We start from the raw sequence: 24,334 nt of genomic DNA on the forward strand, positions 1-24,334 counted from the left end.
CAGTCAGATTTGCTAATAATCTCTTTAGCAGAGCATAACAGCACTTACACTACGGCTTTCAAAAATGTTTTCGATTGGATTTCCAGAATCAAAGACAGAAAACATTTTGGTGAGAAACCGGTATTTCTTCTAGCGACAGCACCTGGTCCCGGTGGCGGAAAAAATGTGATGGTAGCGTTCGAGGCCAGAGCACCTTTTAGTGGGGCAAATATTTTGCAGAGCTTTGTATTACCAAAATTCAAAGAGACTTTTGATATCGAAAAAGGGATTGTGGATGAAGAAAAGAATGCTGAGTTTCAGGAGAAGTTATCTGCTGTTAAAAACTTTTTTGGATAAGATTTTGGATATTAATCTTAAGAATGCTTAACTTTGTATCAAAGAAAAATGAAATTTAATCCGATGAAAATCCCACAACTTCATTTCCAGCAGTATTTTAATTCTTGCAAAAAGAATTATACAATTGCCTCCGAAATTGTGAGCTAAAATAACGGCCGACTATCTTAAAAAGATTGTCGGCTTTTTTATTTGATAAAATTGAAAAGTAAAGTTTGAAATAAATCTAATGAATTCCAAGATTCTTTCAGGTGTCAAAGCCTGAAAGAATCGAAAGAATCGCAATTCTGAAAGTAAAAATGAGCAATACCTATAAATCAGCCGGTGTAGATAAGGAAGAAGGTTACAAAACCGTTGACAAAATCAAATCTGCCGTTGCTGAGACCCACAACAAAAATGTTCTTAATAATCTTGGAAGCTTCGGTGCGTTCTATGAGATTGCTGGATATAAAAATCCGGTTCTAGTGTCCGGAACAGATGGCGTTGGAACCAAATTGAAAGTTGCTTTGGATTCCAAAAAGTATGATTCTATCGGTATCGACTGTTTCGCAATGTGTGCCAACGATATCCTTTGTCACGGTGCAAAACCTTTGTTTTTCCTAGATTATCTGGCGTGTGGAAAATTGGATTCAGACATCGCTGCAGAAATCGTTTTGGGAATGGTAAATGCCTGCAAGGATAATAACTGTGCTTTGATTGGTGGTGAAACTGCCGAGATGCCGGGGATGTATCAGCCGGGCGATTATGATGTTGCAGGATTTTGCGTAGGAATTGTTGAAAAAGACCAGATTATTGACGGTTCCAAAATCAGAAAAGGAAACAAAATCATTGCAATCCCAAGTTCTGGATTTCATTCCAACGGATTTTCATTGGTGAGAAAGATTTTCCCAAATTTCGAAGAAGAATTCGAAGGGAAACCATTATACGAAACTTTGTTGGTGCCAACAAGATTGTATTATAAAGACATTCACAAAGTTTTGGAAGAAGTTCCAGTTTGCGGTATTGCGCACATCACAGGAGGCGGATTGTACGAGAACGTTCCGAGAATCATTCCGGAAGGACTTTGCGCCACTATCGATGAAGCTAAAATCAAAGTTCCAACGGTAATGTTGGAATTAGAAAAACGAGGAAACATCGATAGAAAAGAAATGCACGGGACTTTCAATATGGGGGTAGGAATGGTTTTGGTAACAGATGCCGAACATTCTGAAAAAATCCTTGACCTGCTGGAAGACGCTTACGAGATTGGAGAAATCACAGAAGGAAGCGAGAAAATCGATTTAAAATTTTAGGAGCTTAATCCCGCTATCCGCTATATCTTTTTTGTTTTACGACGATTTTGTCATCAATAGAAATTGACAAGAAAAAACAAAAAAGGATGCCGCTACTATCGGGGCTATGTAAATATTGTGATCAAAAGCTCTTTGCTAAGTAAAACGCCTTTGCGAACTTAAAAACATTGAGGATTAAAAAAAGCTTTGCGGACTTTGCGTTTAAAAAGCATAACGTTAAATGAAGAACATTACCATTTTAATTTCAGGTTCAGGAACCAATCTTCAAAGAATCATCGATTGTATAGACAACGGAGAAATCCGAAATGCAAAAGTGAATCTAGTCATTGCAGACAGAGAATGTTTCGGATTGGAAAGAGCAGAAAAACATAACATTCCGAATCTATTAATCAAACGTGGAAAAGACTTTTCCGAGAATTTAGAAAAAGCAATTCCGGAAATTACAGATTTGATTGTTCTGGCAGGTTTTCTATCCATTTTAAAACCAGAATTCTGCCAAAAATGGGAAAATAAGATTATTAATATCCATCCTGCGCTGTTGCCAAAATTTGGAGGAAAAGGAATGTGGGGACATCACGTTCACAATGCTGTGATTGAAGCTGGCGAAAAAGAAAGTGGGGCAACCGTTCATTTTGTGACTTCAGGAATCGATGAAGGTGAGATGATTCTGCAAGGAAAATTTAATGTTGATGAAAATGATACAGCTGAAACGTTAGCTCAAAAAGTTCATCAGATTGAGTATGATATTTTCCCAAAAGCCATTGATTTGGTTCTTAATAAATAGAATTGATTTAGTTAAAGTTAAAATGATATTTTAATTTGTAAATTGTTTTAATATAATTATTTACAAGTTTTAATTTAAATTAACTTTAATTAATAAAAGATAAAATCTAAAGTAAATAAAAAGTAAATCCGGAGGTGAAAGAACCGGTAAATCACAGTTTGAATAAAACTGTAAAAAGTAAAATTTGAAAGAAAAAATGAGTAAAAAGAGAGCACTTATCAGCGTATCTGATAAAAGCGGTTTGGTGGATTTTGCCAAATTTTTGAAAGCTAACAATTACGAATTAATTTCCACAGGCGGTACTTTCAAACATCTGAAAGACGCTGGTCTTAATCCAATTCAGATTGATGAAGTAACCGATTTCCCTGAGATGTTGGACGGAAGAGTGAAAACTTTGCATCCAAAAGTTCACGGCGGATTGTTGGCAGTTCGTTCCAACGAGGAACATATGAAAACAGTTCAGGATTACGAAATCGGACTGATTGATATGGTAATTGTGAATCTTTATCCGTTTTTTGAAAACGTAAACAAGGATATTTCTCTTGACGAAAAAGTAGAATTCATTGATATTGGAGGTCCTTCTATGCTGCGTTCTGCAGCTAAGAATTTCAATTCAGTTACGGTTTTGACAGATGTTAATGATTATGAAGTTGTTCAAAACGAAATGTCCGCAAACGGAGATTCAACAATCGAAACTAGAAAGAAATTAGCTGGAAAAGTATTCAATCTGACGTCTGCTTATGATGCAGCGATTTCCAGTATGCTTTTGAATGAAGAATATCCAACTTACTTAAATGCTTCTTACAAAAAGGTTTCTGACCTTAGATATGGTGAAAATCCACATCAATCTGCCGCTTATTATACTTCGACTTTCGAAAATGGTGCAATGAAAGATTTTGAAATTTTGGGAGGTAAAGAATTGTCTTTCAATAATCTTCGCGATATGGATTTGTGCTGGAAAGTGGTTAATGAGTTCAAAGAAGAAATGGCTTGTTGCGCCGTAAAACATTCTACACCTTGTGGAGTTGCAGTTGGAACGACAGCTTTGGAAACTTATGCTAAAACTTTCGAGTGCGACCCGATTTCTATCTTCGGAGGAATCATTGGAATGAATTACAAAGTAGATGCTGCAACAGCTGAGGAATTAAACAAAACATTCCTTGAGATTGTAATGGCAACAGACTTTGATGAAGATGCTTTGGAAATTCTTAGAAAAAAGAAAAACCTTAGAATCATCAAAATAAAAAATGCGGTTACTGACAAACAAGTTTGGGTAAAAATCGATGGCGGAATGTTGGTTCAGAATGCAGATGACCAATTCTCAGAAGACATCAAATTGATGACAGAAACGGCTCCGACAGAAGAACAAAGAAAAGCCTTGCTATTCTCTCAAAGAGTTGTTAAATACGTGAAATCTAACGCAATTGTGGTTTCAAACGGTGTTCAGGCAATCGGAATAGGTGGTGGACAAGTGAACAGAATCTGGGCGACACAACAAGCAATTGAAAGAGCTAAATCGAAATTCGATGGTGATTTGGTTTTGGCTTCGGATGCGTTTTTCCCATTTAGAGATGTCGTTGATTTCTGCGCTCAGGAAGGTATTAAAGCAATTATTCAGCCTGGGGGAAGTATGAAAGATAATGATTCTATAGAAGCTGCAAATGAGCACAAAATCCCAATGTTGTTCACAGGAATGAGACACTTTTTACATTGATTAATTTGTAATACATAAAACTAACCCTTTTAAGATTCTAATTTTGAAAGGGTTTTCTTTTTAATAATTAGTAATAATCAACGATAAAAATTGTCATTAATTCGAAGGATTTCGAGTTATGATGAAAAATTGATTTTTTGATTAATTAATTTTACAATTCTGATAAAATTTAGCTTCAAAAGTCATTTAAAAATCGAAATAATATTTACATTTGAGACCAAATTTTGGATATGAGTATTTTCAATGATACAAAGCTCGCATTTGCCGATAAAACGGATGCTCAGCTCAAAAAAGCCTATTGGATGTTCAAGGCGATTGAACAGCCTGCATTGACCAATATTGGCGTTTCTCTTCTCAATTTTACTGTTAGGAACAATTTTCCGTTTGTGGATGGGATTGTGAAGCAGACTTTGTTCGAACAGTTTTGCGGTGGCGAAACTCGTGAAGAAAGTATGAAAGTGGTAAAACAGATGTTCAAACGTGGCGTTGGAAGTATCTTTGATTATTCGATTGAAGGGAAAGAAGAGGAAGAAGTTTTTGATGCGGTTTGTAACGAAATCAAAGATATTGTGAGATTTTCAGTAGGAAATCCGGCGATTCCGTTTATCGTTTTCAAGCCAACGGCTTTTGGTAGAATTGATATTTACGAAGAAGTTGGTAAAGGAAAAGAACTTACAACCAGCCAGAAAGAAGAGTGGAATAGAGTAGTTCAGCGTTTTGATGAAGTGTGTAAACTTTGTTTCGAAAGTGATAAAAAAGTGATGGTAGATGCTGAAGAAACCTGGATGCAAGATGCGGCTGACCAACTTTGCGAAGAAATGATGGAAAAGTACAACAAGGAAAAAGCAATCGTTTGGAACACCATTCAGATGTACAGAACCGGTCGTTTAGAATATATGAACGCTCATTTGGAAAGAGCCAGAGAAAAAGGTTATTTTATTGGTTATAAGATTGTTCGTGGCGCTTATATGGAGAAAGAAAGAAAAAGAGCCGAAGAGCAAAATTATCCAGACCCAATCCAGCCAAATAAGCAGGCAACTGATGATAATTACAATGCCGGAATCGATTTTGTAATGGGTCATCTGGAAAAGGTTTCTGCATTTTTCGGTACTCATAACGAGAAGTCGTCAGAACTCGTTATGGACAAAATGAAAGGCAAAGGTTTAGAACACAGCAATCCGCATATCTATTTTGGACAGCTTTACGGGATGAGTGATAACATTACTTATTATTTGGCTGACCAACATTATAACGTGGCGAAATACCTTCCGTATGGACCTGTAAAAGACGTTGTTCCTTATTTAACAAGACGTGCACAGGAAAATACTTCTGTTGCAGGACAAACGGGGAGAGAGTTGGGATTGATACAGAAAGAATTGAAAAGAAGAAAATAGAAATTAGAAAATCCGCTGTGAGGCGGATTTTTTGTTCTTAAATCTTTAGTTAGGAACTAAACAAGTTTTTAAGTTTCCGCATCAATTACCTTATAAGCTTCACCAATCACATCATCTGGCGAAGCATCTTCAAATTTGATTTTCTGAGGTTTCAGGTGAAAAGTCTTTTCTTCAGAAGGCATTTCTTCCTTCATCGTGTTGGTAACTTCCTGAGATAACTCTCCTTTTATCACATCGTAATCAAGAGATTGATGACTTCCGGCACCCATATTATAAGTTTCTATATGGGTCAAAAACAAATCATTTCCGATATATTTAAAATCACTGAAAAGATTACCACTCGGACCAATCCCATAAAGTTGAATTGTCAAAATACCTTTGCTGATCGAAACATTTTCTGTGTCATAAAATTTGAAGAAATAGAAATAACAATATTCTTTTCATACTACTCGTTTTTACTTTTCAATGATTTTTACCTTGAAAAATTTCTTAGCTTTTCCAAATTTACTTGCTTCTGTGAGGAATAAAGTGTTGTCATCTGCCCAAAAAGATTCTCCAACAATGCAAAGCCAAACTTTGGTCAGCTTTTCGAAATCTTCATCCAATTGAATAATCTTCACATAATCATTTCCAATTTTCTTTTGAATGAAATAAGAAGAACATTCTTGTCCGCCGAAATGTCCATTCAACCTGAATTTTCCGGATGGTGAGAAATTAATATAATCTGGATTTCCTGTTTCCTCGATTTCTTGACCGTTTTTCAAATTAAAACTGAAATCGGTTGTATGGCCGCCTTCGCAAAGTAAAATATCTTCTTCCGGATAATAGGCAATGAAAGAATAATAGTCGTATTCATTACTATTGCCGAATTTTTTACCATTTCTGAAATGTATTTTTTTTACAAGCGGATTTTCACCATAATCCGGATTTTCATCAAATTCAACAATACCTTTTAATAACTTTTTTGCTTCTTCAAAGTCTGTGATTTTGGTTAACTTTTTCTTATTGATATTATTTTTGATTGCGAAATGACGATATTCTAAAGAATCAATTTTTTCAACCTCAATAGAATACTGAATGTCTTTTTCTGGTTTTTCAACTGAAACTGACTCGACACTATCTTTAGGTTTTTGAATTTCAGTTTCGGAGAGATTTTCTTGCTCAGTTTCTTTTTTACACGATTGCAATATGAATCCGAAAAGCGTTATTAAGATGATATGGAAGAGTTTATTTTTCATTTGAGGTTACGTTATTATAAGTGGATTCCATCAATTTTGCACCAAATTCTTCAAAAGATTCTTTATTTCCTCCCAAAAATGTTTCTAAGATATTTTCAGATTCACCTTCTCTAATTACTTTTTTTAGTTTATTAGAATTGTCATAATAAAACAAGAAACTGTCGTCAAATGTTTCAGTTAATTCCTCATCCACATACATTTCGACTTCAAAAGTAACTTTGATTGTTGATGGATTAATTTGCTTAATCTCTTTAACATTGTGTGTCATTGCGCAATCAGTTCCACAGCTTAACACAAAACTCTGATTTTTAAGTTTTGAGAAATCTCTTTCTTTATTTTTACTTTTAATTTTTTTCCAGGAAATCAAATACTCACTAAAATCTAAATATTCTGGGTCTCCAGCAGGTCGCAGACTATCCATTTTCCATTGGATTTCCAAATCTGTCCCACGGATTATTCTTGGATCATTGTTTTTGTAAATTAAACTGACAGTATCTCTGTTTTTCTTTACAACAAAATACCAATCATCACCATTATCATTGAAGTTGATGAATTGAATAGTATCAGTATAAATCTTTCCTAATTCAAGCTTTTCGTTGGTTTTTAATAAACTTTTAAATTCTGTTTTATCTCTCTTGGGTTCAGTTTCTTTTTGTGTGGAATGTTCTTTATTTGGATCATTCTTCTTTTTACAGGATTGTAAACCCCAATTCAAGAAAATGACTATGAACAAGTAAGGAATTTTTGTTTTCATAGTTTAGTTTTATTTCAAATATAATTTAAAAATGGTTTTGCTTTCACAAGGCTTTTGCAATACAAAAAATATGCAAATTTTACCTTAATAATATCCCGAAAACTATCTATCTTTATTTGTATAAATTTTTTCAAATTTTGAATCCAATTCTTGACATCGTTGTTCGGTCGCTTGCAGTTTACTTTTTTATGGTGATTGCTGTGCGCGTTTTTGGTAAAAATCAATTATCACAGCTTAATGCAGGTGATGTAATTCTTTTGCTTTTGATAAGTAATGCGGTTCAGAATGCAATGGTTGGCTCCAACAGCAGTTTACAGGGCGGAATAGTTGCCGCTTTGGTTTTATTTTTAGCGAATTTTGCAGTGAAGAAATTTATTTTCAAAAATCAGAAAATCAAAGAATTGGTAGAAGATCATCCTTATATTTTAGTAAAAGATGGAGTAGTGTATCCGGAAGTTTTAAAGAAAGTCTCAATTTCCGAAGATGAATTGGAAGAAGCTGTTCACGAACACGGCATCGAAAATGTTTCTGATGTGAAATTGGCAATTCTGGAAGTGGATGGAAATATCAGTGTAATTTCAACTGATAAAAACACAGAACAAACCCATTATTCCAGACATAAAACTAAGATGAAGCGGAAGTTTAGGAATCAATAAAATAAAATTAAAATATTTTTCTGAAAATAGTAGTGACAATAGCAATTGAGTCTGAGATAAGACTCCCGTCATCACTTTTCAAATCTTTATATGCTTTTCTTTTTTCTTTGAAGTTTTTACTTTTTAGTTTTCTATTGATATTAAGTAAATCAATCATAGACCAGCCGAAACCTATGATGAAGACTAAAACAATTAAAAAAGTTTGAAGCGTTTCATTCATTTGTAGTGATTTTGAAATTTATCATCCCGTAAATTATTGATTATTACGGAATGACAAATATTGATTTTCCATTAAGCTAAAATAGTAATTCCTTTTTCAGCCAAATCATAAATCGTGTTTCTTGCACTGTCAGGTTTTACATTCACAGCTTTTGTTCCGTTGAAATGTAAGCAAGTAATAAATCCAGCATTGAAAGCATCAATCGCCGTGAATTTCACACAATAATCCAAAGCTAATCCAACAATCTCAACCAACTGAATATCGTGGTATTTCAGGAAATCCTCCAATCCGGTTTTCATAAAATGATTGTTATCCTGAAACCCGCTGTAGCTGTCAATTTCAACATTTTTTCCTTTTTGGATGATGTGTGTGACTTTATCACGATTCAAATCTTTATGAAACTCTGCCCCGAAAGTTCCCTGTACACAATGGTCTGGCCACATAAACTGTGGAACGCCGTTTAGAGAAATTGTTTCTCCAACGCTTTTTCCATTATTGGAAGCAAAACTTTTGTGGTCTGCCGGATGCCAGTCTTGTGTCAAAACGATTTGGTCATATTCGTTTTCTTCCATCAGAAGATTGATATAAGGTAAGATGCTGTTAGCTTCTGGAACGGCAAGCGCGCCACCTTCGCAGAAATCATTTTGAACATCAACTATTATGAGTGCTTTTTTCATTGTCTGAGATTTGGGTTATTAAAATACAAAATGTCATTCTGAAAGAACCGAGCCAATTAATATAATTAGCATTTAGATTCCTACAAAATGACATTTTGACTTAATTTATTTTAAAATTATCCTAAATATGGATATTTATAGTCTTTTGGAGAGACAAAAGTTTCCTTGATACTTCTTGTAGAAACCCAACGAGTCAAGTTCATTTTAGAACCTGCTTTATCGTTTGTTCCAGATGCTCTAGAACCTCCGAAAGGCTGTTGTCCTACAACTGCTCCAGTTGGTTTGTCATTAATATAGAAGTTTCCGGAAGCGTTTTCTAAAGCTTTGTAAGCCTCATCAATTGCATATCTGTCTTGTGCGAAGATAGAACCCGTCAAAGAATATTGAGTCGAAGTGTCAACCAATTTCAGAGTATCTTCCCAGTTTTCGTCTTCATAAACATAAACAGTTAAGATTGGACCGAAGATTTCCTCAACAATACTTTCGTAATATGGATTGATGGTTTCGATAACAGTTGGATGAACGAACCAACCTTTTTTGTCGTCATATTTTCCACCGATGATGACATTCGCATCGTTCGAAGCTTCAGCTCTGTCGATGTAACCTTTACATTTTTCGAAAGAATTTTTGTCGATAACGGCGTTAACGAAGTTTGATGGATCTTCTGGAGAGCCAATTTTGATGGTTTTCATTTGAGCTTCCATCACCGCTTTTACTTCATTCCAAAGAGATTTTGGAATATAAGCTCTGGATGCTGCTGAACATTTTTGTCCTTGATATTCGAAAGCACCTCTTACCAAACCAGTTGCAACGGCTTCAACATTGGCAGAAGGATGAACCATTACGAAGTCTTTTCCACCAGTTTCTCCAACGATTCTTGGGTAAGATTTATAGTTATGGATATTGTCGCCAATCATTTTCCACATTCCCTGGAAAACCTTTGTAGAACCTGTGAAATGAAGACCTGCGAAATCCGGATGAGCCAAAACTTTTTCAGCTGTTTCTTTTCCGTCTGTAAAAATCATATTGATAACGCCATCCGGAAGTCCAGCTTCTTTCAACACGTCCATAATCACTTTCGCTGAATATACTTGCTTGTCAGAAGGTTTCCAAACTACAACATTCCCCATCATTGCCATACAAGCCGGCAAGTTTCCAGAGATTGCTGTAAAGTTAAAGGGCGTAACTGCAAAACAGAAACCTTCAAGCGGTCTGTATTCTACACGGTTCCATATTCCAGCATCAGAAACAGGCTGTTCAGCATAAAGCTCAGTCATAAATTCTACATTGAAACGTAAGAAATCGATGAATTCACAAGCTGCATCAATCTCTGCCTGATGAACATTTTTGGATTGTCCGATCATCGTCGCTGCATTGATAATATCTCTGTAAGGTCCAGCCAAAAGATCTGCCGCTTTCAAGAAAATGGCAGCTCTGTGTTCCCATCCAAGTGCATTCCATTTTGATTTTGCAGCAAGAGCAGATTCGATAGCTTGGTCAACGTGTGACATATCGCCTTCATAATAGAATCCGAAATCGTGCTGATGGTCCTGAGGCGAACTAAGTTGTACTTTTTTATCTGTTTTAATATCTTTTCCACCGATTACCATTGGGATTTCGGTTTTTTCTTTCCACATTTTTTTATAAGTGGCAATCAGGCTTTTTACCTCGTCAGAACCCGGAGCATAAGAATTGACAGGTTCGTTTTGTGCAAAAGGCACTTGAGAAATGGCTTTAGACATAAATTTAATTTTTAATTTCCCCAAATTTACGATAAGGATTTCAAAAGACCAATTGAATGCAATTGTTTTATCTCATTAAAAAGACTGTCTGTTTCAAGGTTTTGAAAATCATTGGTTTAATGATTTATTATTTTTAAATTCAATAAAAATGAAACTATTTTGCAATTAAAGATTGATAAAATTTGTTTGATATTTTTACGAGATTTATAATCAACTTTTTAACTTTGCAGGATAATCAAGACGAATGATAAACTTTGTACTGATAGCTGTTTGCATTATTGCAGGAATGATTTTCAAATCAACCAAAACCATTCATCCAGATGCGCATAAGGGCATCAACACCTGGGTTCTTTATTTGGCCCTGCCAGCAGTTTCTTTTAAATATTTGCCCAAAGTACAGTGGTCTCTAGAAATGCTTTTTCCGATTTTGAGTACCGTATTGATAGCTGTTGGAAGTTGGATATTGGTGCTTTTTTACAGCAGAATAAAAAACTATTCTAGGCGGTCAAGAAGTACTATGGAATTAGCAAGTGGGTATAGCAATACCTCATTCATTGGGTTTCCTCTTATTGCTGCTTTCTATGGCGAACAATATCTTAGTATTGCTATTATTTGTGATCAAACGATGTTTTTGATGCTCTCTACAATGGGCATTATCACCGCTTTGAAAGGTGGTAGCAAGTCTGGAAAAATCAGCTCGAGATTTATTTTGAAAAGACTTTTTACATTTCCGCCGTTTTTAGGATGTATAAGCGCACTGATTTTATCTCAATTTTTCAATCTGGATTTTGCAGAACCACTATTTGATAAACTGGCAGCAACTGTCGCACCTTTAGCTTTGTTTTCTGTAGGTTTGCAACTGAAATTCAATGGGTGGAGAAAACTTATTCCGCAGATTTCCACATCAATGCTTTACAAACTGATATTAGCGCCATTATGTGTTTTAGTATTAGCACTTGTTTTTGATATAAAAGAAGATATTGCCAAAATCAGCATTTTTGAAGCAGCGATGCCCACCGTTATTACTTCCAGCATTATTGCTGAACAGTTCCGTTTGAATACAAAATTAATCAATCTCATTATCGGAATCAGTATCCTTGTCGGGTTTGTAACAACTGGAATCTGGTTTGAGATTATTGAGTTTTTATTCTAAGGCAGAATAAATTAAGAATGAGATTAGTTTTAAAAATGTAATTAACAATTTGATATTCGAAAGAATCCAAAATCTTATTATTTAAAACCACAAAAGTCACAAAAGATATACCTACAGATGTTCTTTTGTGACTTTTATGGTTTAATACTTCCTGCGTTTTTATGGCATAATAAAAAAGAAAACGGCACAAAAATGCATAATGCTACCACCTAGAACAAACAAATGCCATATCGGATGGTAAAATGGTTTTCTGTCCTTTGCATAAAAATAAATCCCTAATGTATAGCATAATCCTCCAAGAATTATCAACGTTAGTGCACCGGTGGAAAGGTTTTCTATCATTGGTTTAATAGCAATAATCGCTGCCCAACCCATCAAAGCATAGAGAGAAAGTGATATTTTTTCATTGTTTCTTAATGGAGAAAATTTAAAAATAAAACCAATCAACGCCATTCCCCAGATAACACCAAACATACTCCAGCCCCACGCACCTTTCAGACCGAGAAGAGCGACGGGCGTGTAGGTTCCGGCGATAAGAAGGTAGATACTGAGATGGTCGATTCTTTGGCAAATCTTTTTCCACTTTAGTTTATAAACCGCGTGATAAACGGTAGATGCGGAATAGAGTAATATCAAACTAATCCCGAAGACCAAGGAAGACGCAATCGCAATCCCACTACCGCTAATCGCTGAATAGTAAATCATCAGAATCAATGCAACAACGGAAAGTACAACCCCAAGACCGTGTGTAATAACATTGTATAATTCTTCTTTTTTGCGGTTCTTCTTCGGCATCTTTTCAAATTTTATCAAAGTTAATCATTAAACTTTTTTGAAGCTTTGCAAATAATATTTTTAACAAGAATTTAAAATTTATTTACATAATATAAAATCCTTAGTTTTGATAAAAAATTCAGAAATGAAGAATCTTTTTATTGCTCCGTTGTTGCTTTCGCAAGTTGTTTTCTCCCAAACGGTTTCTGCCAATCTGGACAAATCGGTAAAGGAGATGTTGTCTACATCCAATGCTTTGGCAGCTAATCTTTCTTTCTATGTTGCTGATGAGAATGGAAATTTGGTTTATGAATACAATGGGAACAAAGGACTTTCCACAGCCAGCACACAAAAGATTTTTACATCGGCGGCAGCTTTGGAGACGTTGGGGAAGAATTATCAGTTCAAAACGACCGCTTCTTATTCTGGGAAAATATCAAATGGAAATTTAGATGGAGATTTTTACATTACTTCCAATGGAGACCCAACGCTGGGAACATGGCGTTATGAGAATTACAAACCAGAAAATTTCAAACAACAATTGTTAGATGCCATCAAAAAATCCGGAATCAAGAAAATATCAGGCAATCTTATTGTTGATGATTCTTATTTTGATTTCCAAAGTACGCCTGGTGGCTGGCCTTGGAATGATTTGGGGAATTATTACGGTGCTGGAACTTTTGGCGTTAATTGGAGAGAGAACCAATTTGATATTAATATTAATGGCAATCAATTCAAGAGTTTTTCTTACGATTTGGAAAATGTCAATTGGATTAATGAACTGAAAACTGGCGGAAGCTCTGACCAAAGTTTAATCTTCACAGCGCCACATTCCGAAACCGCAATGATTAATGGAACATTACCTGCCGGAAAAGTAACCACAGTTTCTGGTGCAACACCTAATCCGCCAATGCAATTAGCTCTTGAAATCAAAAAATTGCTGACAGAAAACGGAATTTCCGTTTCTGGAAAAACGACAACTTACTACAATGAAAAAATTGCCGGAAAATCCGTTTCAAAAGCACCTAGCCAAAATCAAATCTTTGAATATAAATCTCCGACGTTGGACAAAATTGTCTTTTGGTTTTTGAGAAAAAGCATCAATCTTTACGGAGAAACTTTAATCAAAACAATGGCGAAAGAAAAACGTAATAATCCGAGTTTTGAAACAGGTGTTGATTTTCTAAAGGATTTCTGGAAGTCAAAAGGTATTAATCCGATGATGATCAACTTTGCTGATGGCAGTGGGCTTTCTCCACAGAATTACGTTTCAGCAAAAGCTCAGGTTCAGGCGCTTTTGTATGCTAAAAAACAAAACTGGTTTGATGCTTTTTATGAAGGTTTCCCAACGCAGAATGGAATCAAAATGAAAAGTGGAACCATCAAAGACAGCAAATCTTTTGCAGGTTATCAAACTTCTAAAAGTGGCAAAAATTATGTATTTTCGATCATCCTAAACAATTATCAAGGTGGAAGTATTAGCAATGCTCTGTTCAAAATTTTGGATAATTTAAAATAAATGAACAGAATCAATTCTTTTCCACCGATTGTTGATGAGCAATCAGAAATTCTGATTCTTGGTTCTGTTCCGGGAGTGAAATCTCTGGAAATGCAACAGTATTATGCGCATCCGCAAAATCAATTTTGGAAAATAATGTTTCATCTTTTTGATAAGCCATTTTCATTGGACTATCAAGAAAGAATAGAGTTATTGAAAGAAAACAAAATTGCGCTTTGGGATGTCATCGAAAGTTGTGAACGAAAGGGAAGTCTGGATACAGAAATCAAAAATGAAATTGATAACAACATTCCTCAACTCATCGAGAATTATCCGAATATCAAGATCATTTTCTGCAACGGACAAAAATCTTACAAGAATCTCATTAAAATTTTAGGCAAGAATTTCAAAATTCCAATTGAAGTTTTGCCTTCCACCAGTCCACTTCATACGGTGAAGTTTGAGGAGAAATTGCTATCTTGGTTGAAAATAAAAACTAAACAATGAAAGCTTTTCTCTTATCACTATTAGTAATGATTTCCGTTAATTGCTTTGGACAAAATCTTGAATCAAAAACTTTTAATTTTGATTATCAAATTAGTTATACTATAAAAAATGAGAAAAGAATAATTGATAAATCTGTACTCATTAACTCTGAAGATTCAAGTTACTATATGTTATTATCTAAAATAGATAATGAAATTCTTGCTGAAGTTATTTTAGTGAAAGATAAAAGGAAAAATATATTTGTATTGAATCAAAAAAATGATAATTTTGATTTTAGATATTCGACAAAAATTAACAATTACTCTGGACATTCGCATCATTATATTATGAATATTTTGGATAATGGAACTGTTGAGTTACTTCAATTTAGAAATAAAAAGAAAACAAAATTAGAAGAATCACAAGTTTTGACTTTTACTACATCAGAAAAACCTTTATTCTTTGCTTATATTTATGCTATTTATAATGTGCAAGATGTGATGGGAATTAATTTTTCTTACTCTGAAAATATTATTGTTAAAGAAGCTAATGTTGAATGCGGAAATGGCTTAACAGCAAAAATTACTCTTAAGGAAGTGAAAAAGATTAACCTTAAGTTGTAGAATTTCATTTAGCTATTCCAAATCTGCCAAGCCTTTTCCGCCTGTTGTTCCAGCATATAAAATCCATTCAGAGTTGTGGCGCCTTTTTCTGCGCAACGTCTTAAAAAAGCCGTTTCTGAAGGATTATAAATCAAATCGATAACATAATGTTTATCGGTAATCGCATCAAAAGGGAATTGAACGAAATCATCCACATTCGGGAAAGTCCCAACCGGTGTTGTTTGGATAATTAACAATGACTCTTTTACCAAATCTTCAGTCAGGTTTTCAAAATTGATTTCGGATTTTCTGGAAACAGTTTGATGTTCAATGTTATGTTTGTCAAGAATATATCTAACAGCTTTTGCAGCGCCACCATCGCCCAGAATCAAAGCTTTTTTGTGATGGTCTTTTTTGTTGATAAGCAAAGTTTTCTCGAATCCAAAAGCATCTGTATTATAGCCGATTTTCTTTCCGTTTTTGAAACTTACGCAGTTCACAGCGCCAATTTGTTGCGCTTCATCACTCAATCCGTCAAGAAAAGGAATTATCGCTTGTTTGTAAGGAATAGTGACATTCATTCCGATGAGATTCGGGTTTTCTAAAAAAGGTGTTACATTTTCAATTTCAGAGATGTCGAAGAAGTTATATGAATGATTTTTTAGAAATAATTTTTTGAATTTTTCCTCGAAGTATTTTTTTGAAAATGAGTAAGAGATATTTTTCCCAAGCAATCCGAATTCCTGTTTTTCCATAGTTCAAATTTATGAAATATCCCAAAATTAACGATGAATATTTTTGTTTGTTTTTATTGATTAATTATTGTTAAGATTAATTCTGATGGCTTGATTTTCGCTATGGATCTGACAAATTTTAATTAAAATGAATAATGTAATTCTCAATAACGGAACTGAGATTCCTGAGATTGGTTTTGGAACATGGCAAACGACAGAAAGTGTTCAAAAAACTGTAAAATCTGCTTTAGAAGCTGGGTATAGACATATTGATACGGCTGATATCTACGGAAACGAGGAGGAAATAGGAGAAGCGATTGAAGAATCCGGAATCGAAAGAAAGGATCTGTATCTCACTACCAAAATATGGAACAGCAACAGAAGCGCACAAGGTGTGAAATATTCTGTGGAGCAGTCTCTTAAAAAACTGAAAACAAACTATCTTGATTTGTTATTGATTCACTGGCCTGCAAATGAGAAACAATTTGAGAATTGGAAAGACATCAATGCGGAGACGTGGAAAGCAATGGAGGAGTTGTACAAATCTGGCGTTGTGAAAACCATTGGTGTCAGCAATTTTATGTTGCCTCAAATCAAAGCATTGTTGGAAACTGCTGAAGTGATTCCGGCTGTTAATCAGATAGAGTTTCATCCAGGTTACACTCAGCAAAGTGTTGTAGATTTTTGTAAAGAAAAAGGAATTGCGATAGAGGCTTGGAGCCCGATTGGTTCTGGGAGATTATTGAAAGATGAACATCTGAAAGATATTGCTGATAAGTATGATGTTTCGCCAGCAATCCTTTGCATTCAGTTTTGTTTACAATCTGGCGTGATTGTCTTGCCGAAATCTGAAAATCCTGTCAACATAAAAAACAACTTACATTTTGAAAGATTCAAAATATCAGAAAGTGATATGAAAGCTTTAAAAACTTTGGAAGAAACCGGCTTTTCCGGCTTGAATCCAGAAACCGTCGATTTCTAAATTCGCAACTATTGAAGAAAAGAAAAGCAGTTTAAAAATTTTTAAACTGCTTTTTTATGGAGTATTATTTTTTCATAAATTTTAAAAGTTGAATTGAACGCAGCCCGACCTGAGTGGAGCTCTTTTTCTTTTTATTTAAAAATAAAAAAGCGGGAACGGAGGGCGGATTAAGCTGCCCAAATAAAAATTATTCGTTAGCGTGGGAGTAGTATCTGATTTTTTCTACAATCTCTCCAAGGTCAAAAGGTTTTGGGATGAAATCTACCGCTCCGCTTTCTATCGCAGAATCGCCCAAACCTCGGCTAGCAGACATTATCACAACAGGAATGTTTTTGAAATCCTGATGTGCTTTTATCATTTTGCAAATATCTCTCCCGTCTTCTCCAGACAGCCACATATCCATCAGGATCACGTCTGGTTTTGTTGATGTTTCCAAGAGAGATTTGAACATATCTGTCCCTCTTTCGTAATTTGAGACCTCGAATCCTTCCATATCTAGCATCAACTTCACTGAATCTAAAATTGCAGGACTGTCATCTACGACTATAACTTTTTTTGAATTTGGCATTGTAATTTTAACTATTAATTAGATTTGTGTTTTTTGGGAATCTCGAAACAAAAGACCGAGCCTTGTCCTTCAATTGAATTTACAAAAATCCTGCCACCGCTTCTCTTAATGATCTCCGAGGATATATAAAGTCCCAAACCTAGTCCTGGAAATGTATGTTCTTTGCTGCCGCTCACACGATAATATTGCTCAAAGACTTTTTCCGTTTTATCGGCAGGAATGCCTATTCCGAAGTCTCTCACGGCAAAAAGCACACAGTCGTCATCTGTTACTTTTGTTGTAATATGGATTCTGTCGGAATCTGGAGAATATTTTATGGCATTGCCAATGAGATTACTCATCACCTGAGAAATCCTGTGGCGGTCACTGTAGATATTTCCTATTTTTTCAGATTCTACAAGTATTTTGTGACTGGTGCTCATTTGCTGTTCAGTGACAATTTCCTCAACAAGATCATTGAAATCGAAATCTGATTTATTAAGAAGTATTTTTCCATTTTGGATCTTTGTGACATCCAATAAATCGTTCACAAGACTTGTGAGTTTATTGATCTGATCATCCATCTTTTTAGCCACATCCGCATTCTTGTCGTCTTCCTGTTTTCTAAGGTTTTTTTCAAGAAATTGGGAGTATAGTTTCAGGCTTGTAAGTGGTGTTTTCAGTTCGTGACTGGCAATTCCTAAGAAATTATCTTTCTGCTGTTGAAATTGCTTGAATTCGTTAATGTCGGTACAAGTTCCAATCCATTGGATCACATCATTGTGTTCATTTTTGATAGGAATAGCGCGTCCCAGAAACCAACGGTAGGCGTCTTCAGAAGTTCTGTCACGGAACTGGTATTCTATTTCATAATTGGTCTTATTGGCTTTACTGGTCATCCAAATTTCGTTGGCTCTTTTCTGATCATCTGGATGAATGATTTTTTTGGTGGCACTTTCCCTGCTATCTATGGTTTCAAAACCGGTGTAGTCATACCATTGTTTATTGTAATAATCAATATTACCATCTTTATCCGCAGTCCATACAATGATTGGAAGGCTGTTCGCAAGATTTTTGTATTTTTCCTCGTTTAGTTTCAGTTGCTTCTTGGTAAGCACCATTTCCGTAACATCCGTAGCGAAGTTCAATATAGCATACACTTCACCCTTTTCATTGAAAAGTGGTTTGTAAGAAAAGTTATAATAGGTAGTGTATAGTTTGCCATTTCTTTCCAGAATAACTTCGTCTTCAGTAGCAGAATACGTTCTACCTGTTTTAAAAATATCTTTAAGAATATCAAGGAAAGGTTGGCCTTCAAGTTCGGGAAGAGCTTCTTCCAGTTTCATGCCTATCACTTTTTCATTTTTACCCCAAGTTCTGAGCATGCTGTTATTGGCAATATCGATGATAAGATCCGGGCCTTTGTATAACGCTATAGAATAATCTGATTCCTTAATGAGTCTTTCAAAAGTATATTCTGTTTCTGACAATTTTTTTTCAGCAAAAACCTGATCTGTAACTTCTTTAGCAACGACGCTTACGCCGATGATTTCGGTTTCTTCATCATTAAAAATCGGTGCATAGATAAAATCGAAATAACATTCTTCACGCTTTCCATTTCGTACCAGATAGCAAAATTCTTTATAACCTTTGTAAGGCGTTCCTGTAGTGCGTACCTGGCTAAGAACATCCATAAAAGGCTGGTCTTGGAGTTCTGGTAAAGCATCAATTAACTTTGAACCAATAATTTCCGGCGGTTTTCCCCATAGCTGAAGCATTTGAGGATTGGCAACTTGTATAATAAATTCATCACCCATCAACATAGAAAGGGCAACCGGAGCCTGAACCAGCAAAAGTGCTAAAGAATCCTGCGAAATATTTGATTTGATGAAATTTTTCATGGTTGTAGATAATAAATATATTTCCTCATTATTTATTTGTAAATTTTTGTTTTCCGATAAGCAGTTCGAAAAAAAGTCTAAAATCTGAAATAATTGACCATAATGGATATCTGAACGTAGCAGGCTTGTTTTTTTCTATCGCAGCGTGACTGAACCACGCCAGTCCGTAACCAAAAATAGGGCAATACCAAAGAAATCGCTCTTTCCCCGATTTAAAGACATAGAAAATAACCAAAAAAACCAAAAGGATTCCAACAAAATGAAAAATCCGGGTTAGTGGTTTTTTGTGTTCAGTAAGATAAAATTGATAAAAATTTTTATAATTAGTAATTCTTTTATTGGTTGACATTGTTAATAGGGTTTAGTCTACTGTTTTTATAACCGTACAGGAAATAAATTACTAAACCTACAGCAAACCATAAACCAAACCAAAACCAATTTTCGTGGCTCATGCCGGTCAAAAGGTATAAACAAGAACTTAGTCCTATTAATGGTATCAGCGAGAGATTCTTTAGAAATGCTAATACACACAGGATTAGGTTAACAATGATAAAAATAATAATTGCCAGACGGAATTCGCCTTCATTCGGATCCTTGATATTGCTTAAATTTTGGAAAAATTCTGATTGGTAGAAATAGAAGAATACCAAACCACCAATGAAAATTAATGGAAAAAAGAACTTCCCATTAATATAAGGTAAGTGGAATCTACCTTTCAGTTTTTCTTTTGGAGGCAACATCAAAACGCCACCACAAACAAGCACGAAAGCGAAAATAGTTCCGATGCTGGTAAAATCAAGAATGAAAGATTTATCTGTGAATATGATCGGAATGCCCACCACAATTCCTGTCACGACTGTTGCAAAAGACGGTACTTTGTTTTTACTGTGTACTTCCTGAAATTTCTTTGGTAAAAGCCCATCTCTGGACATGGCCATCCAGATTCTCGGCTGTCCCATTTGGAAAACCAAAAGAACGGTAGTAATCGCAACAATCGCAATCAATGAGACAATAAATTCCATCCAGGGAAGGTTGAGATTGGTTTTGTCAAATACAAATGACAGCGGATCTCCGATACCGTCAAATTTCCTGTAATCTACCAATCCTGTTAATGTTAAAGTTAAAATAATATAGATAACAGTACAAAGTCCCAAAGAAATCAACATTCCTTTTGGGAGGTCTTTTTGAGGGTTTTTGGTTTCTTCTGACAAAACAGAAATCGCATCAAAACCAATATAAGCAAAGAAAACTCCTGAAACAGCAGACATTACACCCGCAAATCCATTTGGCATAAAAGAAGGTTCTGAACTTACAGAACTTGTTGGAAACCAGTTCCCAGTATTCACATAAGCGACACCGACTGCGATTACCAGAAGAATCACGAATAACTTCAGAATCACAAAAAAGTTATTAAAATTTTTACTTTCCTTGATTCCCTGATAGCAAAGCCAAGTAATTAATCCATTGATTACCAAAGCCGGAATATCAACAATGATTCTCAAATTTCCAATGACCGGAGCCGATTTCCAAGCGTTAATCAATTCTGCATTAGTCGAATTATTGAGAACCGCTTTTTTAGCTTCGGTATAACTGCAAGTAAAATAATCAGGGATATGAATACCAATTCTTCCCATAAAACTGGTGAAATAATCGGACCAGGAAAAGGCAACATAGATGTTTCCGAAAGAATATTCCATAATCAAAGCCCAGCCGATAACCCAGGCGATCAATTCCCCAAAACTGGCGTAAGCATAGGTGTATGCACTTCCCGCTGTTGGGATTCTGCTGGCAAATTCGGCATAGCAAAGTGCAGTAAAAGCACAGGCAAAACCACAAATCAGATATAGAACAATCACACCCGGACCACCGCGAAAAATGGCTTCTCCCAAACTGCTGAAACTTCCGGCTCCAATGATGGCGGCAATCCCAAAAAATACAATATCCCAAGTCCCAAGAACTCTGTTTAACTGTCCGGAATCTGCATTTTCTGCGTAGTGTTTTCTTCTGAAAAGTGAACTCATCTAAGTTGATAATTTTTGTGAAAGAAACAAATGTAATAAAAATTTGATGGTTTTAACATTTACTTAATGAAATAAGATGTTTTAAAGTCAAAATCAATCAGCAAATTATTTAAGGATTCTTCCAGTTTTCTCCCACAATCCTTCGGAAGCGCTTCGGAAAAAACATCTTTTTTCCGAAGAAGACCCGAAGAAGACCCGAAGAAGATCCGAAGAAACCCCGGTGATGTCCCGTACATACTCCGATGATACCCGTTCAAAACCGGTCACGGGTGTACAAGCTGCTATTTTCGGTTTTAACTTCCTGTCATTAACCTAATGTCTCGGCAAAACGATGAAGTTTTATGCTTCCCTGAATAATGAGAAGCAGACGGCAGCCTCCACCAGTTTCTACCTTGGGCAACATCTGGTGAATTAACAACAGTAACAGAAAGGATGTTATGGAAAATTAAAAATTATTTCGAAGCAAAAAAATGGTCTTCCACAGAGAATTTTTTTTAATGGACGTATTTTGTCCGTTTGTTGGTTTAGCTTTGTCAAAAAATAGATAAAATGAATAAAGAGATTTTAGAACAAGTCAATAATTTTTACAAGCAGACTTCTAGTTTGACTTATAAAACAATTGAACAGAGTAATGCAGATTTTAAAATAGAAATAGATAGAATTTCAAAAATATTTACGATTGATGATTTGGAAGCAATGTTTCTACTTTCGATAATTACAAATAATGCTAGTTATAAAAATTGTCAAATTGAAGATATTGCAGATAATTTGGATGTTTCTAAGTTTGAAGTTTTAAAAAATTATGATAAACTAATTGCGCTCCAAAATAGAAATCTTATTGAAATCTACGAACCCGATGACAATAACGAATATAATCACCGATATTCTCACAAGTTTAAATTCCCTATCAGTGTTTTGAATAAAGTTTTTAAAATAAGCAATGAGGTGGAACTTAAAATTTTTTCAACAGATATATAATGACAAAAAATGAACATTTGTATTTTTTGTGGAAGTAGAATTGGTTTCTCAGAAGAGATAAAAAAGGATATTATCCTTTTTTGTGAACTTATTTCAAATGTCGGATTCGATTTGGTTTACGGAGGAAGTGATTTTGCAACAATGGGTTTGGTTTCTAAAATATTCAGAAAAAATGGAAGAAAAGTAATTGGAGTACGGCCAGAAAACTATCTAAAAAATGAAAACTATCGTCATTCAAATCCAGAACTAATTTTTACGAAAACAATGTCTGACAGAAAAATGAAAATGTTATAATTGTGTGATGTTGTTATTGCGTTTCCGGGCGGAATTGGAACATTGGATGAGATAACAGAAGCTCATTGTTTAAAATCGGTTCGGCAAAATGAAAAATTTGTTGGAATCCTTAATTCTCAGAATTTTTTCGAAGGACTTATTTTACAATATGAAACATTGAAGAAGTTTGGCTATTATAAAGAAAAAGATTCTGGAAAATTGATTATTGAAAGTGATGTGGAAAAACTTTTTAAATTAATAATAGATTCTCCTTTTATCTAATAATAACTAACATTTAATATATTTGAAACAAAACTATAATTATGAATTACAATAACGATTCTTTTAAACATCTAATTAGCCAAATTAATAGCATTAATGAAGCTTACAAAATTGTCAAAAAAAATACTGGAGAAGATTTCAATATTTTCGGAATTCTAGGTATGGAACGAAAGGAAGTGAAAACGCACTCAAGAATTCTTGCAGAACTACTTGATCCCAAAGGATCACATTTACAAGGCAATATATTCTTAAAATTATTTATTGATTATCTCAACAATGTAAAAATCAATAATGGAAATGACAATCTTAATCTTCTGACAGAAGATTCAATCAATTTAAATGTTGAAAATTCAAATGTATTTATTGAAAAATATATTGGTGAGAAAACTCTTGACACAGGCGGTAGGATTGATATATCAATTGAAGATTCCGAAGGAAAATTGATTTGTATAGAAAATAAGATAGACGCAGGAGAGCAAGAAAATCAACTTCTACGTTATCATAACTATTGCAGAAGATTTAAAAAACACCATTTGTTTTTTTTGACGTTGGATGGAAAAGAAACTCAAACTTTAAATATTCCAGATGCGAAAATTTACGCTATATCTTATAAAAAGCATATTGTAGAATGGTTGGAATTGTGTAAAAAAGAAACTGTTAATCTTCCAATTTTACGTGAAAGTATAGGTCAATATATCAACTTAATAAAAAAAATAACCAATCAAACAACCAATGTGAAAATGGCAAAAGATATTGTAGAAATAATAGCAGATAACTCCAAAAATTTTGAATCTTCAAAACTTATCAAAGAAAATTTTGATAAAGCAGTTCAGTTTTTAATTGATAAGCAGAGAGATTATATCATAAGTTTACTGATTGAGAATAATTTTGATGCATCGGATATCAGCAAAGAACGATCTTTAAGAAATGATGGTTTTTTTCTCAAATTGAAAAATTTTGAAATTGAAAATGAGATTTTTGAATTGGGAATTAACTTTGAGTTAGGCAACAATTATTTTTTCTTTTGTATTGTAAAATCTGGCGAGCCAAGAAATCCCAGACATAATGATAATGCCATTTTTTCAGATATTAGAAAGACACTTAAAGAAAAATTTAAAACTCTTATAAGTAATGGATGGACTGTAGGAAAATCTGAAGAATTTGTAATTGGAATAGATGCAAACAGCTTTTATTATCCAGAAAAGAATAACATTGAAATTTACAAAGCTTTGGTCGGTCGAATTATGAAAATTAAAGTAGATGTTGATAATATTTTTAATTCATAAATCCTTCTAACCA

27 protein-coding genes are annotated in these 24,334 nt (G+C 34.5%); 15 read left to right on the forward strand and 12 right to left on the reverse strand.

The window, feature by feature from the left end; translation table 11 throughout:
* From V7P73_RS08480 to V7P73_RS08500, 5 genes are all read left to right on the forward strand, one after another.
* On the forward strand, positions 1-336 hold a 336-nt coding region (locus V7P73_RS08480), incomplete at its 5' end, for an NADPH-dependent FMN reductase (RefSeq protein ID WP_333852695.1).
* 296 nt (positions 337-632) lie between these two features.
* Positions 633-1,625, forward strand: coding sequence for a phosphoribosylformylglycinamidine cyclo-ligase (gene purM / locus V7P73_RS08485; protein ID WP_333853079.1), 993 nt, complete (start codon positions 633-635; stop codon positions 1,623-1,625).
* Between the two features lie 220 nt (positions 1,626-1,845).
* On the forward strand, positions 1,846-2,409 hold the full coding sequence (gene purN, locus V7P73_RS08490; RefSeq protein WP_333852697.1) for a phosphoribosylglycinamide formyltransferase: 564 nt from the start codon (positions 1,846-1,848) through the stop codon (positions 2,407-2,409).
* 196 nt (positions 2,410-2,605) lie between these two features.
* Positions 2,606-4,123: a bifunctional phosphoribosylaminoimidazolecarboxamide formyltransferase/IMP cyclohydrolase gene (gene purH, locus V7P73_RS08495; protein WP_333852699.1), complete on the forward strand. Its 1,518-nt coding sequence runs from the start codon at positions 2,606-2,608 to the stop codon at positions 4,121-4,123.
* Positions 4,124-4,353: 230 nt separating this feature from the next.
* Complete coding sequence (locus V7P73_RS08500; RefSeq protein ID WP_333852700.1) at positions 4,354-5,517, forward strand: proline dehydrogenase family protein; 1,164 nt, start codon at positions 4,354-4,356, stop codon at positions 5,515-5,517.
* Between the two features lie 68 nt (positions 5,518-5,585).
* Here the strand turns inward: V7P73_RS08500 and V7P73_RS08505 are convergent, their stop codons facing one another.
* The 3 genes from V7P73_RS08505 to V7P73_RS08515 all read right to left on the reverse strand — a co-directional run bounded on the left by V7P73_RS08505 (position 5,586) and on the right by V7P73_RS08515 (position 7,509).
* A complete protein-coding gene (locus V7P73_RS08505) occupies positions 5,586-5,888 on the reverse strand; it encodes a hypothetical protein (protein WP_333852701.1) in 303 nt (100 codons plus the stop codon).
* 84 nt (positions 5,889-5,972) lie between these two features.
* Positions 5,973-6,755 (reverse strand): hypothetical protein, encoded by a 783-nt coding sequence (locus V7P73_RS08510; protein ID WP_333852703.1) that lies wholly within the window; start codon positions 6,753-6,755, stop codon positions 5,973-5,975.
* Positions 6,745-7,509, reverse strand: a complete 765-nt coding sequence (locus V7P73_RS08515; protein ID WP_333852705.1) for a hypothetical protein — start codon at positions 7,507-7,509, stop codon at positions 6,745-6,747. Before V7P73_RS08515 ends, V7P73_RS08510 begins: the two co-directional genes overlap by 11 nt.
* A gap of 137 nt (positions 7,510-7,646) precedes the next feature.
* On the opposite strand from V7P73_RS08515, the gene V7P73_RS08520 reads away from it, so the two are divergent.
* Entirely contained in the window at positions 7,647-8,165 is a 519-nt protein-coding gene (locus tag V7P73_RS08520) for a DUF421 domain-containing protein (protein ID WP_333852707.1), read from the forward strand.
* Between the two features lie 7 nt (positions 8,166-8,172).
* Here V7P73_RS08520 and V7P73_RS08525 read toward each other — a convergent pair whose 3' ends face one another.
* From V7P73_RS08525 to pruA, 3 genes are all read right to left on the reverse strand, one after another.
* Entirely contained in the window at positions 8,173-8,385 is a 213-nt protein-coding gene (locus V7P73_RS08525) for a hypothetical protein (protein ID WP_333852709.1), read from the reverse strand.
* A gap of 71 nt (positions 8,386-8,456) precedes the next feature.
* Complete coding sequence (gene pncA, locus V7P73_RS08530) at positions 8,457-9,062, reverse strand: bifunctional nicotinamidase/pyrazinamidase (RefSeq protein ID WP_333852711.1); 606 nt, start codon at positions 9,060-9,062, stop codon at positions 8,457-8,459.
* 116 nt (positions 9,063-9,178) lie between these two features.
* The gene (gene pruA / locus V7P73_RS08535; protein ID WP_333852712.1) at positions 9,179-10,804 is read right to left on the reverse strand and encodes an L-glutamate gamma-semialdehyde dehydrogenase; all 1,626 of its coding nucleotides are present in this window, start codon (positions 10,802-10,804) and stop codon (positions 9,179-9,181) included.
* A 244-nt stretch (positions 10,805-11,048) separates the two neighbouring features.
* Here pruA and V7P73_RS08540 point away from each other — a divergent pair, with 244 nt between their 5' ends.
* Positions 11,049-11,957 (forward strand): AEC family transporter, encoded by a 909-nt coding sequence (locus V7P73_RS08540; RefSeq protein ID WP_333852714.1) that lies wholly within the window; start codon positions 11,049-11,051, stop codon positions 11,955-11,957.
* 159 nt (positions 11,958-12,116) lie between these two features.
* On the opposite strand, the gene trhA is transcribed toward V7P73_RS08540, so the two are convergent.
* Positions 12,117-12,752: a PAQR family membrane homeostasis protein TrhA gene (trhA, locus tag V7P73_RS08545; protein WP_333852715.1), complete on the reverse strand. Its 636-nt coding sequence runs from the start codon at positions 12,750-12,752 to the stop codon at positions 12,117-12,119.
* Positions 12,753-12,876: 124 nt separating this feature from the next.
* Here trhA and dacB point away from each other — a divergent pair, with 124 nt between their 5' ends.
* Genes dacB through V7P73_RS08560 form a run of 3 tightly spaced genes read left to right on the forward strand, consistent with a single transcriptional unit; the run spans position 12,877 to position 15,338 of the window.
* Positions 12,877-14,250, forward strand: coding sequence for a D-alanyl-D-alanine carboxypeptidase/D-alanyl-D-alanine endopeptidase (gene dacB, locus V7P73_RS08550; RefSeq protein ID WP_333852716.1), 1,374 nt, complete (start codon positions 12,877-12,879; stop codon positions 14,248-14,250).
* Positions 14,251-14,736 (forward strand): DNA-deoxyinosine glycosylase, encoded by a 486-nt coding sequence (locus tag V7P73_RS08555; RefSeq protein ID WP_333852718.1) that lies wholly within the window; start codon positions 14,251-14,253, stop codon positions 14,734-14,736.
* On the forward strand, positions 14,733-15,338 hold the full coding sequence (locus tag V7P73_RS08560) for a hypothetical protein (RefSeq protein WP_333852719.1): 606 nt from the start codon (positions 14,733-14,735) through the stop codon (positions 15,336-15,338). The genes V7P73_RS08555 and V7P73_RS08560 overlap by 4 nt, the downstream gene beginning before the upstream one ends.
* An 8-nt stretch (positions 15,339-15,346) precedes the next feature.
* Here the strand turns inward: V7P73_RS08560 and V7P73_RS08565 are convergent, their stop codons facing one another.
* Positions 15,347-16,072, reverse strand: a complete 726-nt coding sequence (locus tag V7P73_RS08565) for a shikimate dehydrogenase family protein (RefSeq protein WP_333852721.1) — start codon at positions 16,070-16,072, stop codon at positions 15,347-15,349.
* 127 nt (positions 16,073-16,199) lie between these two features.
* Here V7P73_RS08565 and V7P73_RS08570 point away from each other — a divergent pair, with 127 nt between their 5' ends.
* Complete coding sequence (locus V7P73_RS08570) at positions 16,200-17,033, forward strand: aldo/keto reductase (protein WP_333852723.1); 834 nt, start codon at positions 16,200-16,202, stop codon at positions 17,031-17,033.
* Between the two features lie 187 nt (positions 17,034-17,220).
* On the opposite strand, the gene V7P73_RS08575 is transcribed toward V7P73_RS08570, so the two are convergent.
* From V7P73_RS08575 to V7P73_RS08590, 4 genes are read right to left on the reverse strand one after another with little or no spacing between them, the layout of a single operon-like run.
* Entirely contained in the window at positions 17,221-17,601 is a 381-nt protein-coding gene (locus V7P73_RS08575) for a response regulator (RefSeq protein ID WP_333852725.1), read from the reverse strand.
* A 14-nt stretch (positions 17,602-17,615) separates the two neighbouring features.
* Positions 17,616-19,481: a putative phosphothreonine lyase domain-containing protein gene (locus tag V7P73_RS08580; RefSeq protein WP_333852727.1), complete on the reverse strand. Its 1,866-nt coding sequence runs from the start codon at positions 19,479-19,481 to the stop codon at positions 17,616-17,618.
* A gap of 28 nt (positions 19,482-19,509) precedes the next feature.
* The gene (locus tag V7P73_RS08585; RefSeq protein ID WP_333852729.1) at positions 19,510-19,830 is read right to left on the reverse strand and encodes a DUF962 domain-containing protein; all 321 of its coding nucleotides are present in this window, start codon (positions 19,828-19,830) and stop codon (positions 19,510-19,512) included.
* A complete protein-coding gene (locus tag V7P73_RS08590; RefSeq protein WP_333852731.1) occupies positions 19,817-21,502 on the reverse strand; it encodes an APC family permease in 1,686 nt (561 codons plus the stop codon). The genes V7P73_RS08585 and V7P73_RS08590 overlap by 14 nt, the downstream gene beginning before the upstream one ends.
* Before the next feature lie 549 nt (positions 21,503-22,051).
* Between V7P73_RS08590 and V7P73_RS08595 the strand changes: the two genes are divergently transcribed.
* Genes V7P73_RS08595 through V7P73_RS08610 form a run of 4 tightly spaced genes read left to right on the forward strand, consistent with a single transcriptional unit; the run spans position 22,052 to position 24,321 of the window.
* A complete protein-coding gene (locus V7P73_RS08595; protein WP_333852732.1) occupies positions 22,052-22,480 on the forward strand; it encodes a hypothetical protein in 429 nt (142 codons plus the stop codon).
* Positions 22,481-22,489: 9 nt separating this feature from the next.
* Positions 22,490-22,774 carry a hypothetical protein gene (locus tag V7P73_RS08600; protein ID WP_333852734.1) on the forward strand — a complete coding sequence of 95 codons (285 nt, stop codon included), beginning with the start codon at positions 22,490-22,492 and terminating at the stop codon, positions 22,772-22,774.
* The gene (locus V7P73_RS08605; protein ID WP_333852736.1) at positions 22,775-23,035 is read left to right on the forward strand and encodes an LOG family protein; all 261 of its coding nucleotides are present in this window, start codon (positions 22,775-22,777) and stop codon (positions 23,033-23,035) included.
* Positions 23,036-23,076: 41 nt separating this feature from the next.
* The gene (locus V7P73_RS08610; RefSeq protein ID WP_333852737.1) at positions 23,077-24,321 is read left to right on the forward strand and encodes a PDDEXK-like family protein; all 1,245 of its coding nucleotides are present in this window, start codon (positions 23,077-23,079) and stop codon (positions 24,319-24,321) included.
* Positions 24,322-24,334 lie beyond the last annotated feature (13 nt).

Source organism: Epilithonimonas sp. (assembly GCF_036780765.1).
GTDB lineage: Bacteria > Bacteroidota > Bacteroidia > Flavobacteriales > Weeksellaceae > Epilithonimonas.